The organism is Klebsiella sp. X13 (genome assembly GCF_003323835.1).
Classification (GTDB): Bacteria; Pseudomonadota; Gammaproteobacteria; order Enterobacterales; family Enterobacteriaceae; genus Klebsiella; species Klebsiella ornithinolytica.
Genome location: NZ_CP030874.1, coordinates 4,478,608 through 4,499,137, shown reverse-complemented (window position 1 = coordinate 4,499,137; position 20,530 = coordinate 4,478,608). Strand labels below are relative to the sequence as shown.

Here is a 20,530-nt window from a genome sequence, read left to right as displayed (position 1 = left end):
TCATGGCAGATTATCAGGGTAAAAAAGTCGTCATTATTGGCCTGGGAATTACCGGGCTGTCTTGCGTGGACTTTTTCATGGCGCGCGGCGTGACGCCGCGCGTGATGGATACCCGCGTCGCGCCTTCCGGGCTGGAGAAGCTGCCGGAAGAAGTGGAACGCTACGTGGGGGGCCTGAATGAAGACTGGCTGCTGGCAGCGGATCTGATTGTGGCAAGCCCTGGTATCGCGCTGGCGCACCCTGCGCTGAGCGCGGCAGCGGATGCCGGCGTGGAAATCGTCGGTGACATTGAGCTGTTCTGCCGCGAAGCGCAGGCGCCGGTTATCGCTATTACCGGTTCTAACGGGAAAAGCACCGTGACGACGCTGGTAGGCGAGATGGCAAAAGCGGCCGGCATGAATGTTGGCGTCGGCGGCAATATCGGCCTGCCGGCCCTGATGTTACTCGATGCGGACCGCGAACTGTACGTTCTGGAGCTCTCCAGCTTCCAGCTGGAAACTACCTCCAGTCTGCGGGCGGTGGCCGCGACGATCCTCAATGTGACCGAGGATCATATGGACCGCTATCCGCTGGGCCTGCAGCAGTATCGTGCGGCCAAACTGCGGGTGTATGAAAATGCGAAAACCTGCATCGTGAATGCCGATGATGGGCTGACGATGCCGGTACGCGGCGCCGATGAGCGCTGCATCAGCTTCGGCGTTGATGTCGGCGACTATCACCTTAACCGCCAGCAGGGAGAAACCTGGCTGCGGGTGAAAGGTGAGAAGATCCTGAACGTCAAAGAGATGCACATCACCGGGCAGCACAACTACAGCAACGCGCTGGCGGCATTGGCGCTGGCTGATGCCGCCGGTCTGCCGCGGGCCAGCAGTCTCAAGGCGCTGACCACCTTTACCGGCCTGGCACATCGTTTTCAGCTGGTGCTGGATCATAACGGCGTGCGTTGGATCAACGATTCCAAAGCCACCAACGTCGGCAGTACCGAAGCGGCGCTGAACGGGCTGCATCTGGACGGTACTCTGTATCTGCTGCTGGGTGGCGATGGGAAATCCGCTGATTTCACGCCGCTGAAGCGTTATCTGGCGGGCGACAATATCCGCCTGTACTGCTTCGGTCGCGATGGCGAGCAGCTGGCGGCACTGCGTCCGGAAGTGGCGACGCAAACCGGGACGATGGAAGAGGCGATGCGCCAGATTGCCCCGCTGCTGAAGTCGGGCGATATGGTGCTGTTATCGCCAGCTTGTGCCAGCCTCGATCAGTTTAAGAGTTTCGAACAACGGGGCGATGTCTTTGCCCGCCTGGCGAAGGAGTTAGGTTGATGCGTTTATCCCTCCCGCGCCTGAAAATGCCTCAGTGGAGACTGCCGCGCCTGCCGGGGATGTTTATCTTCGCCTGGCTGTTTGCGGCGCTGAAAGGCTGGGTGATGGGCTCGCGGCAGAAAGATAACGATAGCCTGGTGATGTATGACCGGATGCTGTTGTGGTTGACGCTTGGCCTGGCCGCCGTGGGTTTCATTATGGTGACCTCGGCTTCTATGCCGGTAGGGCAGCGCCTGGCTAACGATCCTTTCTTGTTCGCCAAGCGCGACGGGTTATACATTCTTCTGGCGCTGGGCCTGGCTCTCGTGACGCTGCGTCTGCCGATGGAGTTCTGGCAGCGGCACAGTACGGCGATGTTGATTGCTTCGATCGTTATGTTGCTGATCGTCCTGGTCGTCGGTAGCTCGGTAAACGGGGCATCGCGCTGGATTGCATTGGGTCCGCTGCGTATTCAGCCTGCGGAGTTTACCAAGCTGTCGCTGTTCTGCTACATCGCCAACTACCTGGTGCGTAAAGGCGATGAGGTGCGGAATAACCTGCGCGGCTTCTTAAAGCCGATGGGCGTCATTTTCGTGCTGGCGATTCTGCTGCTGGCGCAGCCGGACCTCGGTACGGTAGTGGTGTTGTTCGTCACCACCCTGGCGATGCTGTTTCTCGGCGGCGCCAAGCTGTGGCAGTTCATCGCCATTATCGGCATGGGGATTTCGGCGGTGGTGCTGCTGATCCTTGCCGAACCGTATCGTATTCGCCGCGTAACCTCTTTCTGGAACCCGTGGGAAGACCCGTTTGGCAGTGGTTACCAGCTGACTCAGTCGCTGATGGCTTTCGGCCGCGGTGAAATGTGGGGGCAGGGCTTAGGCAACTCGGTACAGAAACTGGAGTATTTACCGGAAGCGCATACCGATTTCATCTTCGCCATTATCGGCGAAGAACTCGGTTATATCGGTGTGGTACTGGCCCTATTAATGGTATTCTTCGTCGCCTTTCGCGCCATGTCGATTGGGCGTAAGGCGCTGGAGATTGATCATCGCTTTTCCGGCTTCCTGGCCTGCGCCATTGGAATCTGGTTTAGCTTCCAGGCGCTGGTTAACGTCGGGGCGGCGGCAGGCATGCTGCCCACTAAAGGCCTGACGCTGCCGCTTATCAGTTACGGCGGTTCCAGTTTGCTGATTATGTCGACGGCCATCATGTTGCTGTTGCGAATTGATTATGAAACGCGTCTGGAAAAAGCCCAGGCGTTTACACGGGGTGTTCGATGAGCGGTCAGGAAAAGCGGTTAATGGTGATGGCGGGCGGTACCGGTGGGCATGTGTTCCCTGGGCTGGCGGTCGCGCACCATTTAATGGACCAGGGCTGGCAGGTTCGCTGGCTCGGCACCGCCGATCGTATGGAAGCGGATTTAGTGCCGAAACACGGCATTGAGATTGATTTTATCCGTATATCCGGCCTGCGCGGTAAAGGGCTGAAAGCGCTGCTGTTAGCGCCGGTACGTATCTTCAACGCCTGGCGTCAGGCGCGGGAGATCATGAAGCGTTTCCAGCCGGACGTCGTGCTGGGGATGGGCGGTTACGTTTCCGGCCCTGGCGGCCTGGCGGCCTGGTCGCTGGGTATCCCGGTGGTGCTGCATGAGCAAAACGGCATTGCTGGCCTGACAAACAAATGGCTGGCAAAGATCGCGAAGAAGGTGCTGCAGGCGTTCCCAGGTGCGTTTCCGCATGCTGACGTGGTGGGCAACCCGGTGCGTACTGATGTGCTGGCGCTGCCGTTACCGGAACAGCGTCTGGTCGGGCGCCAGGGAGCGATTCGCGTGCTAGTGGTGGGGGGCTCGCAGGGCGCTCGCGTGCTGAACCAGACGATGCCGCAGGTGGCGGGGAAACTGGGCCCGGCGGTCACTATCTGGCATCAAAGCGGGAAAGGCGGCCAGCAGACGGTCCAGCAGGCCTACGCGGATGCCGGGCAGCCGCAGCATAAAGTGACTGAATTTATTGATGACATGGCGGCGGCGTATGCCTGGGCCGATGTTGTTGTGTGTCGTTCCGGTGCGCTGACGGTGAGTGAAATTGCCGCTGCAGGTTTACCGGCGTTATTTGTGCCGTTTCAGCACAAGGATCGTCAGCAGTACTGGAATGCACTGCCGCTGGAGAAAGCGGGCGCAGCGAAAATTCTCGAACAACCTCAGTTCACCGTTGATGCCGTCGTGCAGACGCTGGCTGGCTGGGATCGGGAAACGCTGCTGGATATGGCGGAACGAGCGCGTAGAGCCTCGATTCCGGATGCTACCGAACGGGTAGCAGAAGAAGTGAGCGCTGCAGCACTGGCGCGCTAATCGCGGTGAATCTCACCGCCCGTATAAAGAAGTTGATGGCGTAAAGAATGAATACACAAGATCTGGCGAAACTGCGTTCCATAGTGCCCGAGATGCGTCGCGTCCGGCATATTCACTTTGTTGGCATCGGTGGTGCCGGTATGGGCGGTATTGCCGAAGTTCTGGCTAACGAAGGCTACCAGATTAGCGGTTCCGACCTGGCGCCGAATCCGGTTACGCAACAGCTGTCGCAACTTGGCGCCACGATCTATTTCAACCATCGCCCGGAAAACGTTCGCGATGCGAGCGTGGTTGTCGTTTCCAGCGCAATCTCTGCGGAAAACCCGGAGATTGTTGCCGCGCATGAAGCGCGTATTCCGGTCATTCGCCGCGCGGAAATGCTGGCAGAGCTGATGCGTTTTCGTCATGGCATTGCGATTGCCGGCACTCACGGTAAAACCACGACCACGGCAATGGTTTCCAGTATTTACGCGGAAGCAGGTCTTGACCCCACTTTTGTCAACGGTGGACTGGTTAAAGCAGCAGGCGTTCACGCCCGCCTCGGCCATAGCCGCTATCTGATTGCGGAAGCGGATGAGAGCGATGCGTCGTTCCTGCATCTGCAGCCGATGGTCGCGATTGTGACCAATATCGAAGCCGATCACATGGATACCTATCATGGCGACTTTGAAAATCTGAAGCAGACCTTTATTAACTTTCTGCACAACCTGCCGTTCTATGGTCGCGCGGTGATGTGTGTCGATGATCCGGTGATTCGTGAACTGCTGCCGCGCGTTGGCCGTCAGATCACCACCTACGGTTTTAGCGAAGATGCCGACGTGCGCGTAGAAGATTATCGTCAGGTCGGCGCCCAGGGCCACTTCCGCCTGGTTCGTCAGGATAAAGAAGTGCTTCAGGTGACGCTGAATGCGCCCGGTCGCCATAACGCGCTGAACGCGGCGGCGGCGGTTGCGGTCGCGACGGAAGAGGGAATTGATGACAGCGCGATCCTGCGGGCGCTGGAAAGTTTCCAGGGAACCGGCCGTCGCTTTGATTTTCTCGGTGAATATCCGTTGGCTGAGGTCAATGGCAAAAGCGGCAGCGCGATGCTGATCGATGACTATGGTCATCACCCGACTGAAGTGGATGCCACGATCAAAGCGGCGCGCGCCGGCTGGCCGGATAAAAATCTGGTGATGTTATTCCAGCCGCACCGTTTTACGCGTACGCGCGATCTGTATGACGATTTCGCTAACGTGCTGACTCAGGTTGATGCCCTGCTGATGCTGGACGTTTATTCCGCCGGTGAAGCGCCGATTCCTGGCGCCGACAGCCGTTCGCTGTGCCGTACGATTCGCGGTCGCGGCAAGGTGGATCCGATTCTGCTTTCCGATCCGGCCCAGGCGGCACAGATGCTGGCATCGGTGCTGACCGGGAATGACCTGATCCTGGTGCAGGGCGCGGGAAACATAGGAAAAATCGCACGCCACCTGGCTGAAATCAAACTCGTGCCGCAAAAAGCGGAGGAGGAGCGCCATGGCTGATAAAATCGCGGTTCTTTTCGGCGGTACCTCTGCTGAGCGCGAAGTGTCGCTCAATTCAGGGACTGCGGTACTGGCGGGCCTGCGTGAAGCTGGCGTGGATGCGCACCCTGTCGATCCGCGCGACGTGGATGTTACCCGGTTGAAAGCGCTGGGCTTTAAGAAAGCGTTTATTGCGTTGCATGGTCGCGGTGGCGAAGATGGGACGTTGCAGGGGCTGCTGGAGCTGATTCAGCTGCCTTACACCGGCAGCGGCGTGATGGCGTCGGCGATTTCTATGGACAAAGTTCGCAGCAAATTGTTGTGGCAGGGCGCGGGATTACCGGTCGCTCCATGGGTCGCGCTGACGCGTGCGCAGTTCAATGCTGGCCTGTCTGCTGAAGTTGAACAGCAGATTGCCGCACTGGGTCTGCCGCTGATTGTTAAACCGGCTTGCGAAGGCTCGAGCGTCGGCATGTCGAAAGTCAGCGAAAGTTGTGCATTACATAATGCATTGGCGCTGGCTTTTCAGCATGATGAAGATGTTCTGATTGAGAAATGGCTTAGTGGGCCTGAATTCACCGTCGCTATCGTCGGTGAAGAAATTTTACCGTCAATTCGTATCCAGGTGGCTGGAACCTTCTATGATTATGAGGCGAAGTATCTCTCTGATGAGACGCAATATTTCTGCCCAGGTTGTGAAGATCCTGCCCGCGAGTCAGAAATTCAGGCCCTGGTAGTTAAAGCCTGGAATGTTCTCGGTTGTAAAGGTTGGGGGCGTATTGATGTGATGCTGGACAGCGATGGCCAGTTTTATTTGCTGGAAGCAAATACTTCCCCTGGCATGACCAGCCACAGCCTGGTGCCGATGGCGGCGCGTCAGGCCGGGATGAGCTTCTCGCAGCTTGTTGTTCGAATTCTGGACCTGGCGGGGTGATATGTCGCAGGCTGCGCTGAATACGCGGAACCACGAAGAAGAGGAAGCCTCTTCTTCGCGTCGGAGTAATGGAACTCGTCTGGCCGGGATTGTCTTCCTGCTGACGGTGCTATGTACCGTGTTGGTCAGCGGGTGGATGGTTCTGGGCTGGATGGAGGATGCACAGCGTTTGCCTCTGTCCAGGATGGTTGTTACCGGTGAGCGTCACTACACGCGTAACGATGATATCCGCCAGGCAATTCTGGCGCTGGGTTCCCCGGGGACCTTTATGACGCAGGATGTCAACATCATCCAGAGTCAGATTGAGCGCCTGCCGTGGATTAAGCAGGCGAGCGTCAGAAAGCAGTGGCCGGACGAATTGAAGATTCATCTGGTTGAATATGTGCCGATTGCGCGTTGGAATGATCAACATATGGTCGACGTAGAAGGGAATTCCTTCAGCGTCCCGGCGGATCGGACCAATAAGCAGAATTTACCGATGTTGTATGGCCCGGAAGGCAGTGAGAACGAAGTGTTGCAGGGGTATCGCGACATGGGGCAGGTGCTGGCAAAGGATAAGTTCACGTTGAAAGTGGCGGCGATGACCGCTCGTCGTTCCTGGCAGTTGACGCTGAATAACGATATTAAGCTCAACCTTGGCCGAGGCGATACCATGAAACGGCTTCAGCGCTTTATGGAACTCTACCCGGTTCTACAGCAGCAAGCGCAGACCGACGGCAAACGGATAAGCTACGTTGATTTGCGTTATGACTCGGGCGCGGCGGTAGGTTGGGTACCTGCTCCCGCAGAGGAAACTAATCAACAACAGAATCAGGCACAGGCAGAACAACAATGATCAAGGCGACGGACAGAAAACTGGTAGTTGGACTGGAGATTGGCACCGCGAAGGTTGCCGCTTTAGTAGGGGAAGTTCTGCCCGACGGCGTGGTCAATATCATTGGCGTGGGCAGCTGCCCATCGCGTGGTATGGATAAAGGCGGGGTTAACGACCTGGAATCCGTGGTGAAATGCGTTCAGCGCGCCATTGATCAGGCCGAGCTGATGGCGGATTGCCAGATTTCGTCAGTGTATCTGGCGCTTTCAGGTAAACATATTAGCTGTCAAAATGAAATTGGCATGGTGCCGATTTCAGAAGAAGAAGTCACGTTGGACGACGTTGAGAACGTGGTGCATACCGCGAAATCGGTCCGCGTACGCGATGAGCATCGTGTTCTGCACGTTATCCCGCAGGAATACGCTATCGACTACCAGGAAGGGATTAAAAACCCGGTCGGTCTGTCCGGCGTACGTATGCAGGCAAAAGTCCATCTGATTACCTGCCATAACGATATGGCGAAAAATATTGTTAAAGCGGTGGAACGTTGCGGTCTGAAAGTGGACCAACTCATTTTCGCCGGTTTAGCGGCCAGTTATTCCGTGTTGACGGAAGATGAACGTGAGCTGGGTGTCTGCGTCGTGGACATCGGCGGTGGTACAATGGATATCGCCGTGTATACCGGCGGCGCGCTGCGCCATACCAAAGTGATCCCGTACGCGGGCAACGTGGTCACCAGCGACATCGCCTACGCTTTCGGAACGCCGCCGAGCGATGCCGAAGCGATTAAAGTTCGCCACGGTTGTGCGCTGGGTTCCATTGTCGGTAAAGACGAAAACGTCGAAGTACCGAGCGTGGGCGGGCGTCCGCCGCGTAGTCTGCAGCGCCAGACGCTGGCAGAGGTGATTGAGCCGCGTTATACCGAGCTGCTCAACCTGGTGAATGAAGAGATTCTGCAACTGCAAGAGCAGCTGCGCCAGCAAGGGGTGAAGCACCATCTGGCGGCAGGGATTGTTTTAACGGGCGGCGCCGCGCAAATTGAAGGCCTTGCCGCCTGTGCTCAGCGCGTGTTCCATACGCAGGTTCGTATTGGCGCGCCGCTGAATATTACCGGTTTAACGGATTATGCCCAGGAGCCGTATTATTCGACGGCGGTTGGGTTGCTGCACTACGGGAAGGAATCGCATCTCAGTGGTGAAGCAGAAGTGGAAAAACGCGTAACTGCATCAGTTGGCTCGTGGATTAAGCGACTTAATAGCTGGCTGCGAAAAGAGTTTTAATTTTTTAAGAGAACGCAGAAAATTAGCGTTCTCAGGCGACAGGCACAAAACGGAGAGAAACTATGTTTGAACCTATGGAACTGACCAACGACGCGGTGATTAAAGTCATCGGCGTCGGTGGCGGCGGTGGCAATGCCGTCGAGCACATGGTGCGCGAGCGTATCGAAGGTGTTGAATTCTTTGCGGTGAACACCGACGCGCAGGCGCTGCGTAAAACGGCTGTTGGCCAGACCATTCAGATCGGTAGCGGTATTACCAAAGGTCTGGGTGCCGGTGCAAACCCGGAAGTCGGTCGCAATGCGGCTGATGAAGACCGTGAAGCGCTGCGTGCTGCTCTTGATGGTGCAGACATGGTGTTTATCGCGGCAGGTATGGGTGGCGGCACCGGTACCGGTGCAGCGCCAGTCGTCGCTGAAGTGGCGAAGGATCTGGGCATCCTGACCGTTGCGGTGGTCACTAAACCGTTTAATTTTGAAGGCAAAAAGCGCATGGCGTTCGCCGAGCAGGGGATCACCGAGCTGTCCAAGCATGTGGACTCGCTGATCACCATTCCGAACGACAAGCTGCTGAAAGTTCTCGGCCGCGGTATCTCTCTGCTGGACGCTTTCGGCGCAGCAAACGACGTGCTGAAAGGCGCAGTACAGGGTATCGCCGAACTGATTACCCGTCCGGGTCTGATGAACGTCGACTTTGCGGATGTGCGTACCGTAATGTCCGAAATGGGCTATGCGATGATGGGCTCCGGCGTGGCGAGCGGTGAAGACCGTGCGGAAGAAGCGGCTGAAATGGCTATCTCTTCTCCGCTGCTGGAAGATATCGATCTGTCCGGCGCGCGCGGCGTTCTGGTCAACATTACGGCCGGCTTCGACCTGCGTCTGGATGAGTTCGAAACCGTGGGTAACACTATCCGTGCTTTCGCTTCGGATAATGCGACCGTGGTTATCGGTACTTCCCTTGACCCGGATATGAACGACGAACTGCGTGTGACCGTTGTGGCCACCGGTATCGGTATGGACAAGCGTCCGGAAATTACCCTGGTGACCAACAAGCAGGTTCAGCAGCCGGTCATGGATCGCTACCAGCAGCACGGTATGGCTCCGTTAACTCAAGAGCAGAAACCGGTTGCGAAGGTGGTGAACGACAATACACCGCAAACTGCGAAAGAGCCGGATTATCTGGATATCCCAGCGTTCCTGCGTAAGCAAGCTGATTAAGAATTGGCTGGAAGTTGGGCATCAGCGCTCTTTGTGCTAAACTGCCCATCCGAATGTATTGTACACTTCGGTTGGATAGGTAACTTGGCGAGATTATACGATGATCAAACAAAGGACTCTTAAACGTATCGTTCAGGCGACTGGCGTCGGTTTGCATACCGGCAAGAAAGTCACCCTGACGTTACGCCCTGCGCCGGCAAATACCGGGGTCATCTATCGTCGCACCGACTTGAATCCACCGGTTGATTTTCCGGCTGATGCCAAATCTGTGCGTGATACCATGCTCTGTACTTGCCTGGTGAACGAGCATGACGTGCGGATTTCGACTGTCGAGCACCTGAATGCCGCACTGGCAGGTCTCGGCATTGACAACATCGTTGTTGAAGTCGATGCGCCGGAAATTCCAATTATGGATGGTAGCGCTGCGCCGTTCGTTTATCTGCTGCTGGATGCCGGCATCGATGAGCTGAACTGTGCCAAGAAATTTGTACGCATCAAAGAGACCGTTCGGGTCGAAGATGGCGACAAATGGGCTGAATTCAAACCGTACAATGGTTTTTCGTTGGATTTTACCATCGATTTTAACCACCCGGCGATTGATGCAAGCAGCCAGCGCTATGCGATGAACTTCTCTGCTGATGCATTTATGCGCCAGATTAGTCGCGCTCGTACTTTTGGTTTTATGCGTGATATCGAATATCTGCAGTCCCGCGGTCTGTGCCTGGGCGGCAGCTTCGATTGTGCCATCGTTGTTGACGATTATCGCGTATTGAACGAAGACGGTCTTCGCTTTGAAGATGAGTTTGTCCGCCACAAAATGCTGGATGCGATCGGTGACCTGTTTATGTGTGGTCACAATATCATCGGTGCATTCACGGCGTTCAAATCAGGTCACGCGTTGAATAACAAACTGCTGCAGGCTGTTCTGGCAAAACAGGAAGCCTGGGAGTATGTGACTTTCGAAGACGAAGCAGAACTGCCGCTGGCATTCCGCGCACCGTCAATGGTTATGGCATAAGCCTGACCATTCAGTAAAACAGACTGGTAACCTGGTACTCTCTCCGGCCAGGGAGCCAGTCTTTTTTCTTTTTTTGCCTTCCTCTGCTGGTTCTGCCCTGATTCTGCGGCGCTGTTCATTGTTCGTTCGCTGATTTATTGAACGTTTTTGCCTTGTCGCAACCGTCATTCCTGCTGCTGTCGTGCAGTATTAATGGTAGTATTTGGGCGCAAAAAATATTTCCTGGGGTTGCTTCAACTAAAGGTAACGTACGTGAGTGGATTGCTGACGCGCTGGCGACAGTTTGGCAGACGGTATTTCTGGCCGCATCTCCTGTTGGGGATGGTCGCGGCTAGCTTTGGCCTGCCTGCGCTTAGCAACAGCCACGAAACGGCTTCGCCGACGAAAACCACGGCCAGCAACCACAGCCCGAATAAAGTTAATTTCTCCCAGCTGGCGCTGCTTGACGCCAGCCGTCGACCGAATTTTACCGTCGATTACTGGCATCAGCATGCTATCCGCACGGTTATTCGTCATCTCTCATTTGCGATGGCGCCGCAAGCGCTGCCGGTTGCCGAAGAGTCTTCGCCCTTCCAGGCGCAGCATCTGGCTTTACTTGACACGCTCAGCGCACTGCTGACGCAGGAGAGTAAACCGCCGGTAATCGTTCGCCAGGCGGCTTATACCCCGTCCCATTCTGCATTTTCTGTCTCGGCCTGGATTAGCCAGGTGGCAGGGATTCGCGCAGGACCTCAACGTCTCAGCTGAACTAAAAACGGATGATTCTTTTTTGTGACTCCGCATCGCGGGGCGTTTGAGATTTTATTATGCTAATCAAATTATTAACTAAAGTTTTCGGTAGTCGTAACGATCGTACCCTGCGCCGTATGCGCAAAACCGTTGGCCTCATCAATGCCATGGAACCGGAGATGGAAAAGCTCTCCGATGACGAGCTGAAAGGCAAAACCGCCGAGTTCCGTGCTCGCCTGGAAAAGGGCGAAAGCCTGGAGAGCCTGATCCCGGAAGCCTTTGCCGTGGTTCGTGAAGCCAGTAAACGTGTATTCGGTATGCGCCACTTCGACGTCCAGCTGCTGGGCGGTATGGTGCTTAACCAGCGTTGCATCGCGGAAATGCGTACCGGTGAAGGTAAAACGTTGACCGCAACGCTGCCTGCGTACCTGAATGCATTGTCCGGTAAAGGCGTTCACGTGGTTACCGTCAACGACTATCTGGCACAGCGTGATGCTGAAAACAACCGCCCGCTGTTTGAGTTCCTCGGTATGACCGTCGGGATCAACATGTCCGGTTTACCGGCGCCAGCCAAACGTGAAGCGTACGGTGCGGATATTACCTACGGTACCAACAACGAATACGGCTTTGACTACCTGCGCGACAATATGGCGTTCAGCCCGGAAGAGCGCGTTCAGCGTAAACTGCACTATGCGCTGGTGGATGAGGTGGACTCCATTCTGATCGATGAAGCGCGTACTCCGCTGATCATTTCCGGTCCGGCGGAAGACAGCTCGGAAATGTACAAGCGCGTGAACAAGATCATCCCGCACCTGGTTCGTCAGGATAAAGAAGATTCCGACACCTTCACCGGTGAAGGCCACTTCTCCGTTGATGAAAAGGCGCGCCAGGTTAACCTGACCGAACGCGGTCTGGTGCTGATCGAAGAGCTGCTGGTGCAGGAAGGGATCATGGACGAAGGCGAATCGCTGTATTCACCGTCCAATATTATGCTGATGCATCACGTGACGGCAGCGCTGCGCGCGCACGTGCTGTTCACCCGCGACGTTGACTATATCGTCAAAGATGGCGAAGTGATTATCGTCGATGAGCATACCGGTCGTACGATGCAAGGACGTCGCTGGTCTGATGGTCTCCACCAGGCCGTTGAAGCGAAAGAAGGCGTGGATATCCAGAATGAAAACCAGACGCTGGCCTCCATCACCTTCCAGAACTATTTCCGTCTGTATGAGAAACTGGCGGGGATGACCGGTACGGCAGATACTGAAGCCTTTGAATTCAGCTCTATCTACAAGCTGGATACCGTAGTGGTGCCGACTAACCGCCCGATGATCCGTAAAGATATGGCGGATCTGGTCTATATGACCGAAGCGGAAAAAATTCAGGCGATCATCGAAGATATCAAAGAGCGCACCGCCGCTGGCCAGCCGGTTCTGGTTGGTACCATTTCGATTGAAAAATCAGAAGTGGTTTCCCATGAACTGACCAAAGCCGGTATCAAGCACAATGTTCTGAACGCGAAGTTCCACGCCAGCGAAGCGGATATCGTTGCCCAGGCGGGTTACCCGTCAGCGGTAACCATCGCAACCAACATGGCGGGTCGTGGTACGGATATTATGCTCGGCGGGAGCTGGCAAGCCGAAGTCGCTGCGCTGGAAGATCCGACACCGGAGCAAATCGCGCAGATTAAAGCCGACTGGCAGGTTCGTCACGATGCCGTTCTGGCAGCAGGCGGCCTGCATATTATCGGTACCGAGCGTCATGAATCCCGTCGTATCGATAACCAGCTGCGCGGCCGTTCTGGTCGTCAGGGGGATGCCGGTTCTTCCCGCTTCTACCTGTCGATGGAAGATGCTCTGATGCGTATCTTTGCCTCCGACCGTGTCTCCGGCATGATGCGCAAGCTGGGGATGAAACCAGGCGAAGCGATTGAGCACCCGTGGGTCACCAAGGCTATCGCTAACGCACAGCGTAAAGTCGAAAGCCGCAACTTTGATATTCGTAAGCAGCTGCTGGAATATGATGATGTTGCTAACGATCAGCGCCGGGCAATCTACAGTCAGCGTAACGAATTGCTGGACGTTTCTGATGTTAGCGAAACCATTAACAGCATCCGCGAAGATGTGTTCAAAGCGACCATCGATGCCCATATCCCGCCGCAGTCTCTGGAAGAAATGTGGGATGTTGAAGGTCTGCAGGAACGTCTGAAAAATGACTTCGACCTCGAGCTGCCGCTGAAAGAGTGGCTGGATAAAGAGCCGGAGCTGCATGAAGAGACGCTGCGCGAGCGTATTCTGCAGAGCGCGATTGAGACCTATCAGCGTAAAGAAGAAGTTGTGGGCGCTGAAATGATGCGTCATTTCGAGAAAGGCGTCATGCTGCAGACTCTGGACTCGCTGTGGAAAGAGCACCTCGCGGCGATGGATTACCTGCGTCAGGGTATTCACCTGCGCGGCTATGCGCAGAAAGATCCTAAGCAGGAGTACAAGCGTGAGTCCTTCTCTATGTTTGCCGCGATGCTGGAATCGCTGAAGTATGAAGTGATCAGCACCCTGAGCAAGGTTCAGGTCCGCATGCCGGAAGAAGTTGAAGCAATGGAGCAGCAGCGCCGCGAGGAAGCCGAACGTCTGGCGCAGATGCAACAGCTTAGCCATCAGGACGACGATACTGCCGCCGCGGCTGCGCTGGCTGAGGAGACCGGCGAGCGTAAAGTGGGGCGCAACGATCCGTGCCCATGTGGTTCCGGTAAAAAATATAAGCAGTGCCATGGCCGTCTGAGCTAAGCTCAGAGCATGAAAAATAAAGGCGCAGATATCTGCGCCTTTTTTATGGAATGATCACGATGAAACAACTGCAAATTTCCGTGGGTATTATCCGCAATCCGCAGGGGGAGATCTTTATCACCCAGCGCGCCGCCGATGCCCATATGGCCAACAAACTCGAGTTTCCCGGCGGTAAAATTGAAGCCGGAGAATCTGCGGAACAGGCGCTGGTGCGTGAACTGCAGGAAGAAGTGGGGATTACGGTAAGCTCATCCCGCCTGTTTGATAAGCTTGAGTATCAGTTCCCGGACCGCCACATTACCCTGTGGTTCTGGCTGGTGGAAGAGTGGTCCGGCGAGCCGTGGGGGAAAGAGGGACAGCCCGGGCAGTGGATTGCGCAACGGGCATTAGACTCTGAGGCGTTTCCGCCGGCGAATGAACCCATTATTACCAAATTAGTGCAGGCGGCTTCCTGAACCCGCGTTTCCCGGACAAGGCGCGATGTTGCCTTGCCCGGGAACCGGTCACGGTTGCTGTTCCTCGCTCCAGCCATCGCTATCGGACAGATCGCTCGCGCTGGGAATACGTTTTTCTTCTGCAGCCCATTCACCTAGATCAATCAGCTGGCAGCGTTTAGAGCAAAAGGGGCGGTACAGGCTCTGTGCGTTCCAGACCACGGGTTTACCGCAGGTGGGGCAATTGACGATCGTCTCTTCTGACATTATTTCTCCTTAACAACAGGCCAGTTCAAAATCAAAACGCTCAGGTACGACCCCGAACTCGCTATCCAGCGGCAGGAAGCGGATAGCGAAACGGCTCTTATGCCCGGAGATTTGAGGATAGAGCTGGCTGGCAATATCCAGCCGCAGACGTAGCAGGTCGGCATCTTCGCCATTATCCTGATAAAAGCCGTTGAGGCTGGTCTGCTTACGGAAAGGGGCGGCATTACGAATCAGATCGAGGATCAGCACCAGAGATTGAGTCAGCGGATCAAGGCTGGCTATCCAGACGCCGATCTGTTCGTCACGGTATGCCTGCGGCATGTGCAGCCAGATATGCAGCGTGGGCAAATCAAAGCTGCAGCAGCCGCCGGGAATGCTCAGACGCTGGCGTACCAGCGCAATCAAACGATCTTCACGCAGGAACTGGCCGATGCGCGGCGCGGACATCAGCGTGGCGCCGCACTGCTTCAACTGCTGACGCAAGGCGTCAATGCGTTCGCCATCGACGCCGGGAATGTCTACCCATGACTGTAATTTCCGCTGCTGGCGCTCCAGCTCTTTTAGCAGGTCCGTCCTGACCTCTCCACGTTCCAGTACATCTAAAAGATCGCCCGCGTTGCGGAAAAAATGGAGTGCATCGGCGTAGCTGGCGATTGTCGGATGAACGGACAATTGCTGAGTCAAAAATTCAATACGCAGCCAGGTGCGCATTTTCTCGTTGAGTGGATGTTCAAACAGAACGGGGGTGTGCATTACGGTTTTTCCTGTGAGGCGGCCTGCGATGCCAGCATTAGATACTTTTCGTGCAGGCGGGCAACATCCGATGCGACGGCATCCGGAGAGCCCATGTTTTCAATGACATCATCCGCAACGGCAAGGCGCTGTTCGCGCGTCGCCTGGGCGGCAAGAATATGTTCTGCATGTTCACGACTGACCCGATCGCGAAGCATCGTACGCGCGATCTGCGTCTCTTTTGGAACATCAACGACCAGCACGCGATCGGCCTGCGTAGCCAGCCGGTTTTCTACCAGTAAGGGGACGACCCAAAGAATATAAGGAGAGCTCGCGGCCTGCATCTGCCGGCGAGTTTCCTGCTGGATGAGCGGATGCAATAGCCCGTTAAGCCAGGTTTTATCTTCAGGGTGAGCAAAGATTTTTTCACGCAGAGCGCGGCGGTTCAGCGTGCCGTCATCATTGAGCATCGGTGAACCAAAGTGAGCGGCGATGGCCTGAAGCGCGGTGGTTCCGGGTTCTACTACCTGACGGGCAATAATGTCAGCGTCAATAACGTTAATCCCAAGCCGGGAAAATGCATCGGCCACGGTACTTTTGCCACTGCCAATGCCGCCTGTTAACGCTACCGTATACCTCATACGCTCCGATCCTGAACTGACCATATACACATTACTCTTCAGAGGCGCTCGTTTTGCTGCGCACCACGCCCCGGTGAACGCTATCCCCATCAAGGTGGCTGCAGGCCAATAAAAGGCCATCACAGTATATACTGGATTGTTTTGTATATATAAATCAAGTGGTTAAAAATGATACGCCGGGCGTCGATTATTGCGTTCGCGCCATTCACTGTTCACCAGGTAAATTTATACGATTGTAGCGTAAAAAAAGTGAAAATCGCAGTCTTGCGCAGCCATGATTCGTGCGTATGATAACGTCACTGGAGTTGTGCTCTCACAATAATGCAATTAACCCCAGGAATTCGTACATGCGTATCGAAGAAGATCTGAAGCTTGGTTTTAAAGACGTTCTTATCCGCCCAAAACGCTCTACCCTCAAAAGCCGTTCTGATGTTCAGCTGGAACGTGAATTCACTTTTAAACATTCTGGTCTGTCCTGGTCTGGCGTGCCGATCATTGCCGCTAACATGGATACCGTCGGGACGTTTGGCATGGCGAAAGCGCTGGCCTCTTTCGGTATTCTGACCGCGGTTCACAAGCACTATACCGTTGAACAATGGCAGGAGTTTGTCCAGTCGGTGTCCGCAGATGTGCTGAAGTACGTCATGGTGTCCACCGGCACCTCGGATGTCGATTTCGAAAAAACCCAGCAGATCCTTTCTCAGAACCCGCAGCTTAGCTTCGTCTGCATCGATGTGGCGAATGGTTATTCTGAACATTTTGTTCAGTTCGTCGCCAAAGCGCGTGCAGCCTGGCCGCAAAAAACCATTATTGCGGGTAACGTTGTGACGGGCGAAATGTGCGAAGAGCTGATTCTGTCCGGTGCTGATATTGTGAAAGTGGGCATCGGCCCGGGCTCCGTATGTACCACTCGCGTGAAGACCGGCGTCGGTTATCCGCAGCTGTCTGCCGTTATCGAGTGTGCCGATGCGGCGCATGGCCTGGGCGGCCAGATCGTCAGCGATGGCGGTTGCACGATGCCAGGTGACGTGGCGAAAGCCTTCGGCGGCGGTGCAGATTTTGTCATGCTGGGGGGAATGCTGGCTGGCCATGAAGAGAGCGGCGGTACCGTCGTTGAAGAAAACGGCGAGAAATTCATGCTGTTCTACGGCATGAGCTCCGAATCCGCCATGACGCGCCACGTTGGCGGCGTTGCGCAGTATCGCGCCGCGGAAGGCAAAACCGTTAAGCTGCCTCTGCGTGGACCGGTAGAGAACACGGCTCGCGATATCCTCGGTGGCCTGCGTTCTGCCTGTACCTATGTGGGCGCCTCTCGCCTGAAAGAGCTGACCAAGCGTACGACCTTCATTCGCGTGCAGGAACAAGAGAACCGCGTGTTCAACAGCCTGTAATGCCTGATGCTGGCGCGTTTTGCGCCAGCACTTATCCGCCCATTCCGCTAATGGCGTCACCCAGATGAAAGATGGGTAAATACATCGCCACCACCAGCACACCGACAATCGTTCCGGTTATCAACAGCAGGGCCGGCTCCAGTAACGTTGCCAGATTTTCTGCCTGATAATGCGTCTGCTCACTATGATGACGGGCGAGGTTTTCCAGCATTGTATCCAGCGATCCGGATGCTTCACCGGTACGGATCAGCTGCAGGCATAGCGTGGTAAAACCGCCGCTTCGCTCAAGAGCCTGCCAGATGGGAGCTCCGTGGCTAATGTGCAGATGCACCTGCTGGATCCGCTGGCGCCATAGCGGGCAGTTCAGCGTATCCTCGACGCTTTCCAGACCTTGTAGAAAGCTAATACCTGCACTTTGGGTCAGTGCGAGTACGGTAAAGATCTGGCTAAGCCGCTGCCCGCGTTTGAGTTTTCCCACAACCGGGAGCGCGTGGAGCATTTTTTGTCGCTGCAGCAGCCAGTGCGGGCGGCGACTGGCTATCAGATTAAGGACGGCGGGCAGCACAATCGGCACAATCAGCAGTGGCCAGCCATAGCTAAGGCTCTCGCTGGCGTGAATAACCAGGCGCGTCAGCAGCGGTAGCGGTGTGTTGAAGGTTTGGTAGATCGCCGCAAACTCCGGCAGAACGAAGCACAGCATCGCCACCACCACCATCAGGGCCAGACCCAGAATAACGGCCGGGTAGCGCACCGCTTTCTTTACTTTTTCTGCCAGCTGCTGCTGTTCCTGCTGTTGACGCGCCAGCTGAAGACAACAAAAATCCAGTTTACCGGTGAGCTCGCCGGTACGGATCATCGCCAGACTAAGCGGTGCAAAGGCCTGAGGCCACTTTTCCAGCGCGGCAGAAAGCGAGACGCCTTGCGCCAGATCCTGAGCCAGTGTGCGCAGCAGCGCCTGCCACTGCGCGCTCGGTTGCTGTTGCGCCAGCAGTTCGAGTCCTTCAGCTAAAGAAAGTCCGGCCTGAAGGAGCACCGCCAGTTGGCGAACAACCTGACTGCCATAGCGCGGATGCCAGAGCGTGTTTTTGACCGCACAGCGGCGAATGGCCAGTGGAATAATGCGTTCATGCTGAAGCGCCTGGAATACTTCCAGTCGGCCAGGGTTCCACTGTGTTCCCTGACAAAATTGGCCCTGCATATCCACGCCTTGCCAGCGCCAGAGACGGTTAGCGGTCATGAGGGATCCCCAGTACGCGGACGATTTCTTCAAGGTTGGTCAGCCCTTGCTCGACCGCCAGACAGCCGCTTTCAAACAGCGTCATCATTCCCGCTTCCCGTGCCAGAGATTCGATTTCCAGCGCGCTCGGGCCACGGGCGATCGCTTGACGTAGCGGGGCATTCACCGGCAATAGCTCAAATAATGCCTGGCGACCATAGTAGCCGTGATAGCAGTGCTGACAGCCTACTGCCTGCCAGCGCGGGAGAGGTCGGGGCCACAGGCGGCGCGGTATATCCATCGTCTTCCCGGTTTCACGGCGGCAGTGTACGCACAGTTTACGCACCAGGCGTTGAGCGATAACCAGCGACAGTGCAGAAGAGAGCATCCAGCCGGCAACGCCCATTTGCTGTAGGCGAGTGAGGGTTTCACTGGTGGAGTTGGTGTGCAGCGTCGAAAGGACCAGATGCCCGGTTTGCGCCGCTTTAATCGCAATCTCTGCGGTCTCCGCATCGCGAATTTCCCCGACCATCACAATGTCAGGATCCTGGCGTAACAGCGCGCGCAGAACGTTTTGAAAAGTCAGTCCGGCGCGGGGGTTAATTTGTGTCTGGTTCATTCCGGCTATCGGCATCTCCAGCGGATCTTCCACGCTACAAATATTGACCGCATCGTGGTTTCTGGTTTGCAGCGCGCTATAAAGGGTAACGGTTTTACCGCTACCGGTTGGGCCGGTAACCAGCAGCAGTCCCTGCGGCTGGTCGAGGGCCGAGCGAAACGCATTAAGCTGGTCTGACGAAAGTCCCAGCGCCCCCAGCTCGAGTGCCTGCTCGACCTGATGCAGTAAACGCAGCACGATTTTCTCCCCGTGGCGACAGGGCAGTGTGGCTATACGGAAAGAGACCGGGCGACCGGCAAGGGGCAGGGTAAACTGGCCATCCTGCGGCAGGCGATGCTCGGCGATGTCCAGGTTGCCGAGCACTTTAAGCCGCGCGGCGACCGGGGCTGCACGTTCGGGGGGAAGGGGCGAAAGTGCATGGAGTACGCCATCGACACGCAGGCGAATGCGCAGGTGATTTTCTTCGGGCTCAAAATGAATGTCGGAAGCCCGCTGGCGTAGCGCTTGCTCGAGGATCTGCTGGACCTGGCCGATTACATCGGCCGCGGTATCGCTGTGGGCAGGGGGCGAGGGGTGGGTTGCCGTCTGCTGACGCTTATCCATCTGCGCCTGGCTCCAGCATTCGATATCGATTCGCTTCTGAGTAGCGAAACGCAGCGCCTCCATCAGTTCAGGCGTCGGAGCATCGACAACCGCGATAGCGATGGTTTGCTCATCGCTGTTCAACAGCAGCGCCTGATGGCGCTGACAAAGGGAGATTAACCGATCGGTTTTCATCGTGGCGGCCTCAGTTTATGCGGAACACATCTTCGCAGGCCTGCTGGAGTGCGCTGCTGCTGGCTATGTTGCAGACGCGCCCCCAGCCGGTGATACCGCTTGCATTGTCCCAGGACGGCGTCAGGGTGACGCTCAGTCCGTTCAGGCTTTCTTGTCCGTTCAGCGTGACAATACCTTGCGCGACGCTCATGGTGGCGACGTAGCGCGTGGTCGCTGGAGAAGGGATGCCGTTGGCACCGGCGTCACAGCTTGTCAGTCCGCCGTGTTCGAGTGCGCATAGTTCAACGGCCGTGCGGTAGGGGACAAAGGTTTGCAGCATGTCGGTCAGGGCCGCCTTGCGCAGGTAGTTCTGATAAGCCGGAATGCCGATAGCGCTCAGAATGGCGATAATGCCGATGACCACCATCAGTTCGATCAGGGTAAATCCGCGTTGTCTGTCCATATATGCTCCTTGTGGTGAAGGAAGCACTGTGACGCGCTGGCGCCGCCGCGGCGAATGACAAATGATGAGGTGGGAAACGACTTTCCAGGTTT

19 protein-coding genes are annotated in these 20,530 nt (G+C 56.1%); 13 read left to right on the top strand and 6 right to left on the bottom strand.

The features are described 5' to 3' along the window. Window positions 1-2: 2 nt before the first annotated feature. The 12 genes from murD (at window position 3) to mutT (ending at window position 14,374) form a co-directional block, all read left to right on the top strand. The gene (gene murD, locus DSD31_RS21425) at window positions 3-1,319 is read left to right on the top strand and encodes a UDP-N-acetylmuramoyl-L-alanine--D-glutamate ligase (RefSeq protein WP_113991298.1); all 1,317 of its coding nucleotides are present in this window, start codon (window positions 3-5) and stop codon (window positions 1,317-1,319) included. After that, complete coding sequence (gene ftsW, locus DSD31_RS21420) at window positions 1,319-2,578, top strand: cell division protein FtsW (RefSeq protein ID WP_004857870.1); 1,260 nt, start codon at window positions 1,319-1,321, stop codon at window positions 2,576-2,578. Before murD ends, ftsW begins: the two co-directional genes overlap by 1 nt. Continuing rightward, complete coding sequence (gene murG, locus DSD31_RS21415) at window positions 2,575-3,645, top strand: undecaprenyldiphospho-muramoylpentapeptide beta-N-acetylglucosaminyltransferase (protein WP_015585162.1); 1,071 nt, start codon at window positions 2,575-2,577, stop codon at window positions 3,643-3,645. The genes ftsW and murG overlap by 4 nt, the downstream gene beginning before the upstream one ends. Window positions 3,646-3,692: 47 nt before the next feature. Then, window positions 3,693-5,168: a UDP-N-acetylmuramate--L-alanine ligase gene (murC, locus tag DSD31_RS21410; protein WP_004857874.1), complete on the top strand. Its 1,476-nt coding sequence runs from the start codon at window positions 3,693-3,695 to the stop codon at window positions 5,166-5,168. Continuing rightward, on the top strand, window positions 5,161-6,081 hold the full coding sequence (locus DSD31_RS21405; protein WP_004857876.1) for a D-alanine--D-alanine ligase: 921 nt from the start codon (window positions 5,161-5,163) through the stop codon (window positions 6,079-6,081). Before murC ends, DSD31_RS21405 begins: the two co-directional genes overlap by 8 nt. Before the next feature lies 1 nt (window position 6,082). Further along, window positions 6,083-6,916, top strand: coding sequence for a cell division protein FtsQ (ftsQ, locus tag DSD31_RS21400; protein WP_004857878.1), 834 nt, complete (start codon window positions 6,083-6,085; stop codon window positions 6,914-6,916). Continuing rightward, window positions 6,913-8,175 carry a cell division protein FtsA gene (ftsA, locus tag DSD31_RS21395; RefSeq protein WP_004857881.1) on the top strand — a complete coding sequence of 421 codons (1,263 nt, stop codon included), beginning with the start codon at window positions 6,913-6,915 and terminating at the stop codon, window positions 8,173-8,175. Before ftsQ ends, ftsA begins: the two co-directional genes overlap by 4 nt. 62 nt (window positions 8,176-8,237) lie before the next feature. Next, window positions 8,238-9,389 (top strand): cell division protein FtsZ, encoded by a 1,152-nt coding sequence (ftsZ, locus tag DSD31_RS21390; RefSeq protein ID WP_004857884.1) that lies wholly within the window; start codon window positions 8,238-8,240, stop codon window positions 9,387-9,389. 100 nt (window positions 9,390-9,489) lie between these two features. Continuing rightward, on the top strand, window positions 9,490-10,407 hold the full coding sequence (gene lpxC / locus DSD31_RS21385) for a UDP-3-O-acyl-N-acetylglucosamine deacetylase (protein WP_004857886.1): 918 nt from the start codon (window positions 9,490-9,492) through the stop codon (window positions 10,405-10,407). A gap of 252 nt (window positions 10,408-10,659) precedes the next feature. After that, window positions 10,660-11,154, top strand: coding sequence for a secA translation cis-regulator SecM (secM, locus tag DSD31_RS21380; protein WP_015585160.1), 495 nt, complete (start codon window positions 10,660-10,662; stop codon window positions 11,152-11,154). 59 nt (window positions 11,155-11,213) lie between these two features. Next, on the top strand, window positions 11,214-13,919 hold the full coding sequence (gene secA, locus DSD31_RS21375) for a preprotein translocase subunit SecA (protein WP_004857889.1): 2,706 nt from the start codon (window positions 11,214-11,216) through the stop codon (window positions 13,917-13,919). A gap of 59 nt (window positions 13,920-13,978) precedes the next feature. Beyond that, window positions 13,979-14,374 carry an 8-oxo-dGTP diphosphatase MutT gene (gene mutT / locus DSD31_RS21370; protein ID WP_004857891.1) on the top strand — a complete coding sequence of 132 codons (396 nt, stop codon included), beginning with the start codon at window positions 13,979-13,981 and terminating at the stop codon, window positions 14,372-14,374. Window positions 14,375-14,422: 48 nt separating this feature from the next. Here the strand turns inward: mutT and yacG are convergent, their stop codons facing one another. From yacG to coaE, 3 genes are read right to left on the bottom strand one after another with little or no spacing between them, the layout of a single operon-like run. Continuing rightward, a complete protein-coding gene (gene yacG, locus DSD31_RS21365; protein ID WP_004857893.1) occupies window positions 14,423-14,620 on the bottom strand; it encodes a DNA gyrase inhibitor YacG in 198 nt (65 codons plus the stop codon). A 9-nt stretch (window positions 14,621-14,629) separates the two neighbouring features. After that, window positions 14,630-15,373 carry a cell division protein ZapD gene (gene zapD, locus DSD31_RS21360; protein ID WP_004857894.1) on the bottom strand — a complete coding sequence of 248 codons (744 nt, stop codon included), beginning with the start codon at window positions 15,371-15,373 and terminating at the stop codon, window positions 14,630-14,632. Next, window positions 15,373-15,993: a dephospho-CoA kinase gene (gene coaE / locus DSD31_RS21355; protein WP_004857896.1), complete on the bottom strand. Its 621-nt coding sequence runs from the start codon at window positions 15,991-15,993 to the stop codon at window positions 15,373-15,375. The genes zapD and coaE overlap by 1 nt, the downstream gene beginning before the upstream one ends. A gap of 347 nt (window positions 15,994-16,340) precedes the next feature. On the opposite strand from coaE, the gene DSD31_RS21350 reads away from it, so the two are divergent. After that, the gene (locus DSD31_RS21350; RefSeq protein WP_015585159.1) at window positions 16,341-17,384 is read left to right on the top strand and encodes a GMP reductase; all 1,044 of its coding nucleotides are present in this window, start codon (window positions 16,341-16,343) and stop codon (window positions 17,382-17,384) included. Between the two features lie 31 nt (window positions 17,385-17,415). Here DSD31_RS21350 and hofC read toward each other — a convergent pair whose 3' ends face one another. The 3 genes from hofC to ppdD are packed head-to-tail and all read right to left on the bottom strand — an operon-like array spanning window position 17,416 to window position 20,438. After that, window positions 17,416-18,621: a protein transport protein HofC gene (gene hofC / locus DSD31_RS21345; RefSeq protein WP_004857901.1), complete on the bottom strand. Its 1,206-nt coding sequence runs from the start codon at window positions 18,619-18,621 to the stop codon at window positions 17,416-17,418. Then, complete coding sequence (gene gspE / locus DSD31_RS21340) at window positions 18,611-19,996, bottom strand: type II secretion system protein GspE (protein ID WP_088883442.1); 1,386 nt, start codon at window positions 19,994-19,996, stop codon at window positions 18,611-18,613. Before gspE ends, hofC begins: the two co-directional genes overlap by 11 nt. A 10-nt stretch (window positions 19,997-20,006) precedes the next feature. Then, a complete protein-coding gene (ppdD, locus tag DSD31_RS21335) occupies window positions 20,007-20,438 on the bottom strand; it encodes a prepilin peptidase-dependent pilin (RefSeq protein WP_004857906.1) in 432 nt (143 codons plus the stop codon). Window positions 20,439-20,530 lie beyond the last annotated feature (92 nt).

What these genes read in the sequence shown, in the direction of transcription:
- zapD (WP_004857894.1), bottom strand. Translation starts at nt 15,373, where the DNA reads ATGCACACCCCCGTTCTGTTTGAACATCCACTCAACGAGAAAATGCGC.
- ftsZ (WP_004857884.1), top strand. Translation starts at nt 8,238, where the DNA reads ATGTTTGAACCTATGGAACTGACCAACGACGCGGTGATTAAAGTCATC.
- ftsQ (WP_004857878.1), top strand. Translation starts at nt 6,083, where the DNA reads ATGTCGCAGGCTGCGCTGAATACGCGGAACCACGAAGAAGAGGAAGCC.
- coaE (WP_004857896.1), bottom strand. Translation starts at nt 15,993, where the DNA reads ATGAGGTATACGGTAGCGTTAACAGGCGGCATTGGCAGTGGCAAAAGT.
- murD (WP_113991298.1), top strand. Translation starts at nt 3, where the DNA reads ATGGCAGATTATCAGGGTAAAAAAGTCGTCATTATTGGCCTGGGAATT.
- hofC (WP_004857901.1), bottom strand. Translation starts at nt 18,621, where the DNA reads ATGACCGCTAACCGTCTCTGGCGCTGGCAAGGCGTGGATATGCAGGGC.
- gspE (WP_088883442.1), bottom strand. Translation starts at nt 19,996, where the DNA reads ATGAAAACCGATCGGTTAATCTCCCTTTGTCAGCGCCATCAGGCGCTG.
- mutT (WP_004857891.1), top strand. Translation starts at nt 13,979, where the DNA reads ATGAAACAACTGCAAATTTCCGTGGGTATTATCCGCAATCCGCAGGGG.
- DSD31_RS21350 (WP_015585159.1), top strand. Translation starts at nt 16,341, where the DNA reads ATGCGTATCGAAGAAGATCTGAAGCTTGGTTTTAAAGACGTTCTTATC.
- DSD31_RS21405 (WP_004857876.1), top strand. Translation starts at nt 5,161, where the DNA reads ATGGCTGATAAAATCGCGGTTCTTTTCGGCGGTACCTCTGCTGAGCGC.
- murG (WP_015585162.1), top strand. Translation starts at nt 2,575, where the DNA reads ATGAGCGGTCAGGAAAAGCGGTTAATGGTGATGGCGGGCGGTACCGGT.
- murC (WP_004857874.1), top strand. Translation starts at nt 3,693, where the DNA reads ATGAATACACAAGATCTGGCGAAACTGCGTTCCATAGTGCCCGAGATG.
- secA (WP_004857889.1), top strand. Translation starts at nt 11,214, where the DNA reads ATGCTAATCAAATTATTAACTAAAGTTTTCGGTAGTCGTAACGATCGT.
- yacG (WP_004857893.1), bottom strand. Translation starts at nt 14,620, where the DNA reads ATGTCAGAAGAGACGATCGTCAATTGCCCCACCTGCGGTAAACCCGTG.
- ppdD (WP_004857906.1), bottom strand. Translation starts at nt 20,438, where the DNA reads ATGGACAGACAACGCGGATTTACCCTGATCGAACTGATGGTGGTCATC.
- ftsW (WP_004857870.1), top strand. Translation starts at nt 1,319, where the DNA reads ATGCGTTTATCCCTCCCGCGCCTGAAAATGCCTCAGTGGAGACTGCCG.
- lpxC (WP_004857886.1), top strand. Translation starts at nt 9,490, where the DNA reads ATGATCAAACAAAGGACTCTTAAACGTATCGTTCAGGCGACTGGCGTC.
- ftsA (WP_004857881.1), top strand. Translation starts at nt 6,913, where the DNA reads ATGATCAAGGCGACGGACAGAAAACTGGTAGTTGGACTGGAGATTGGC.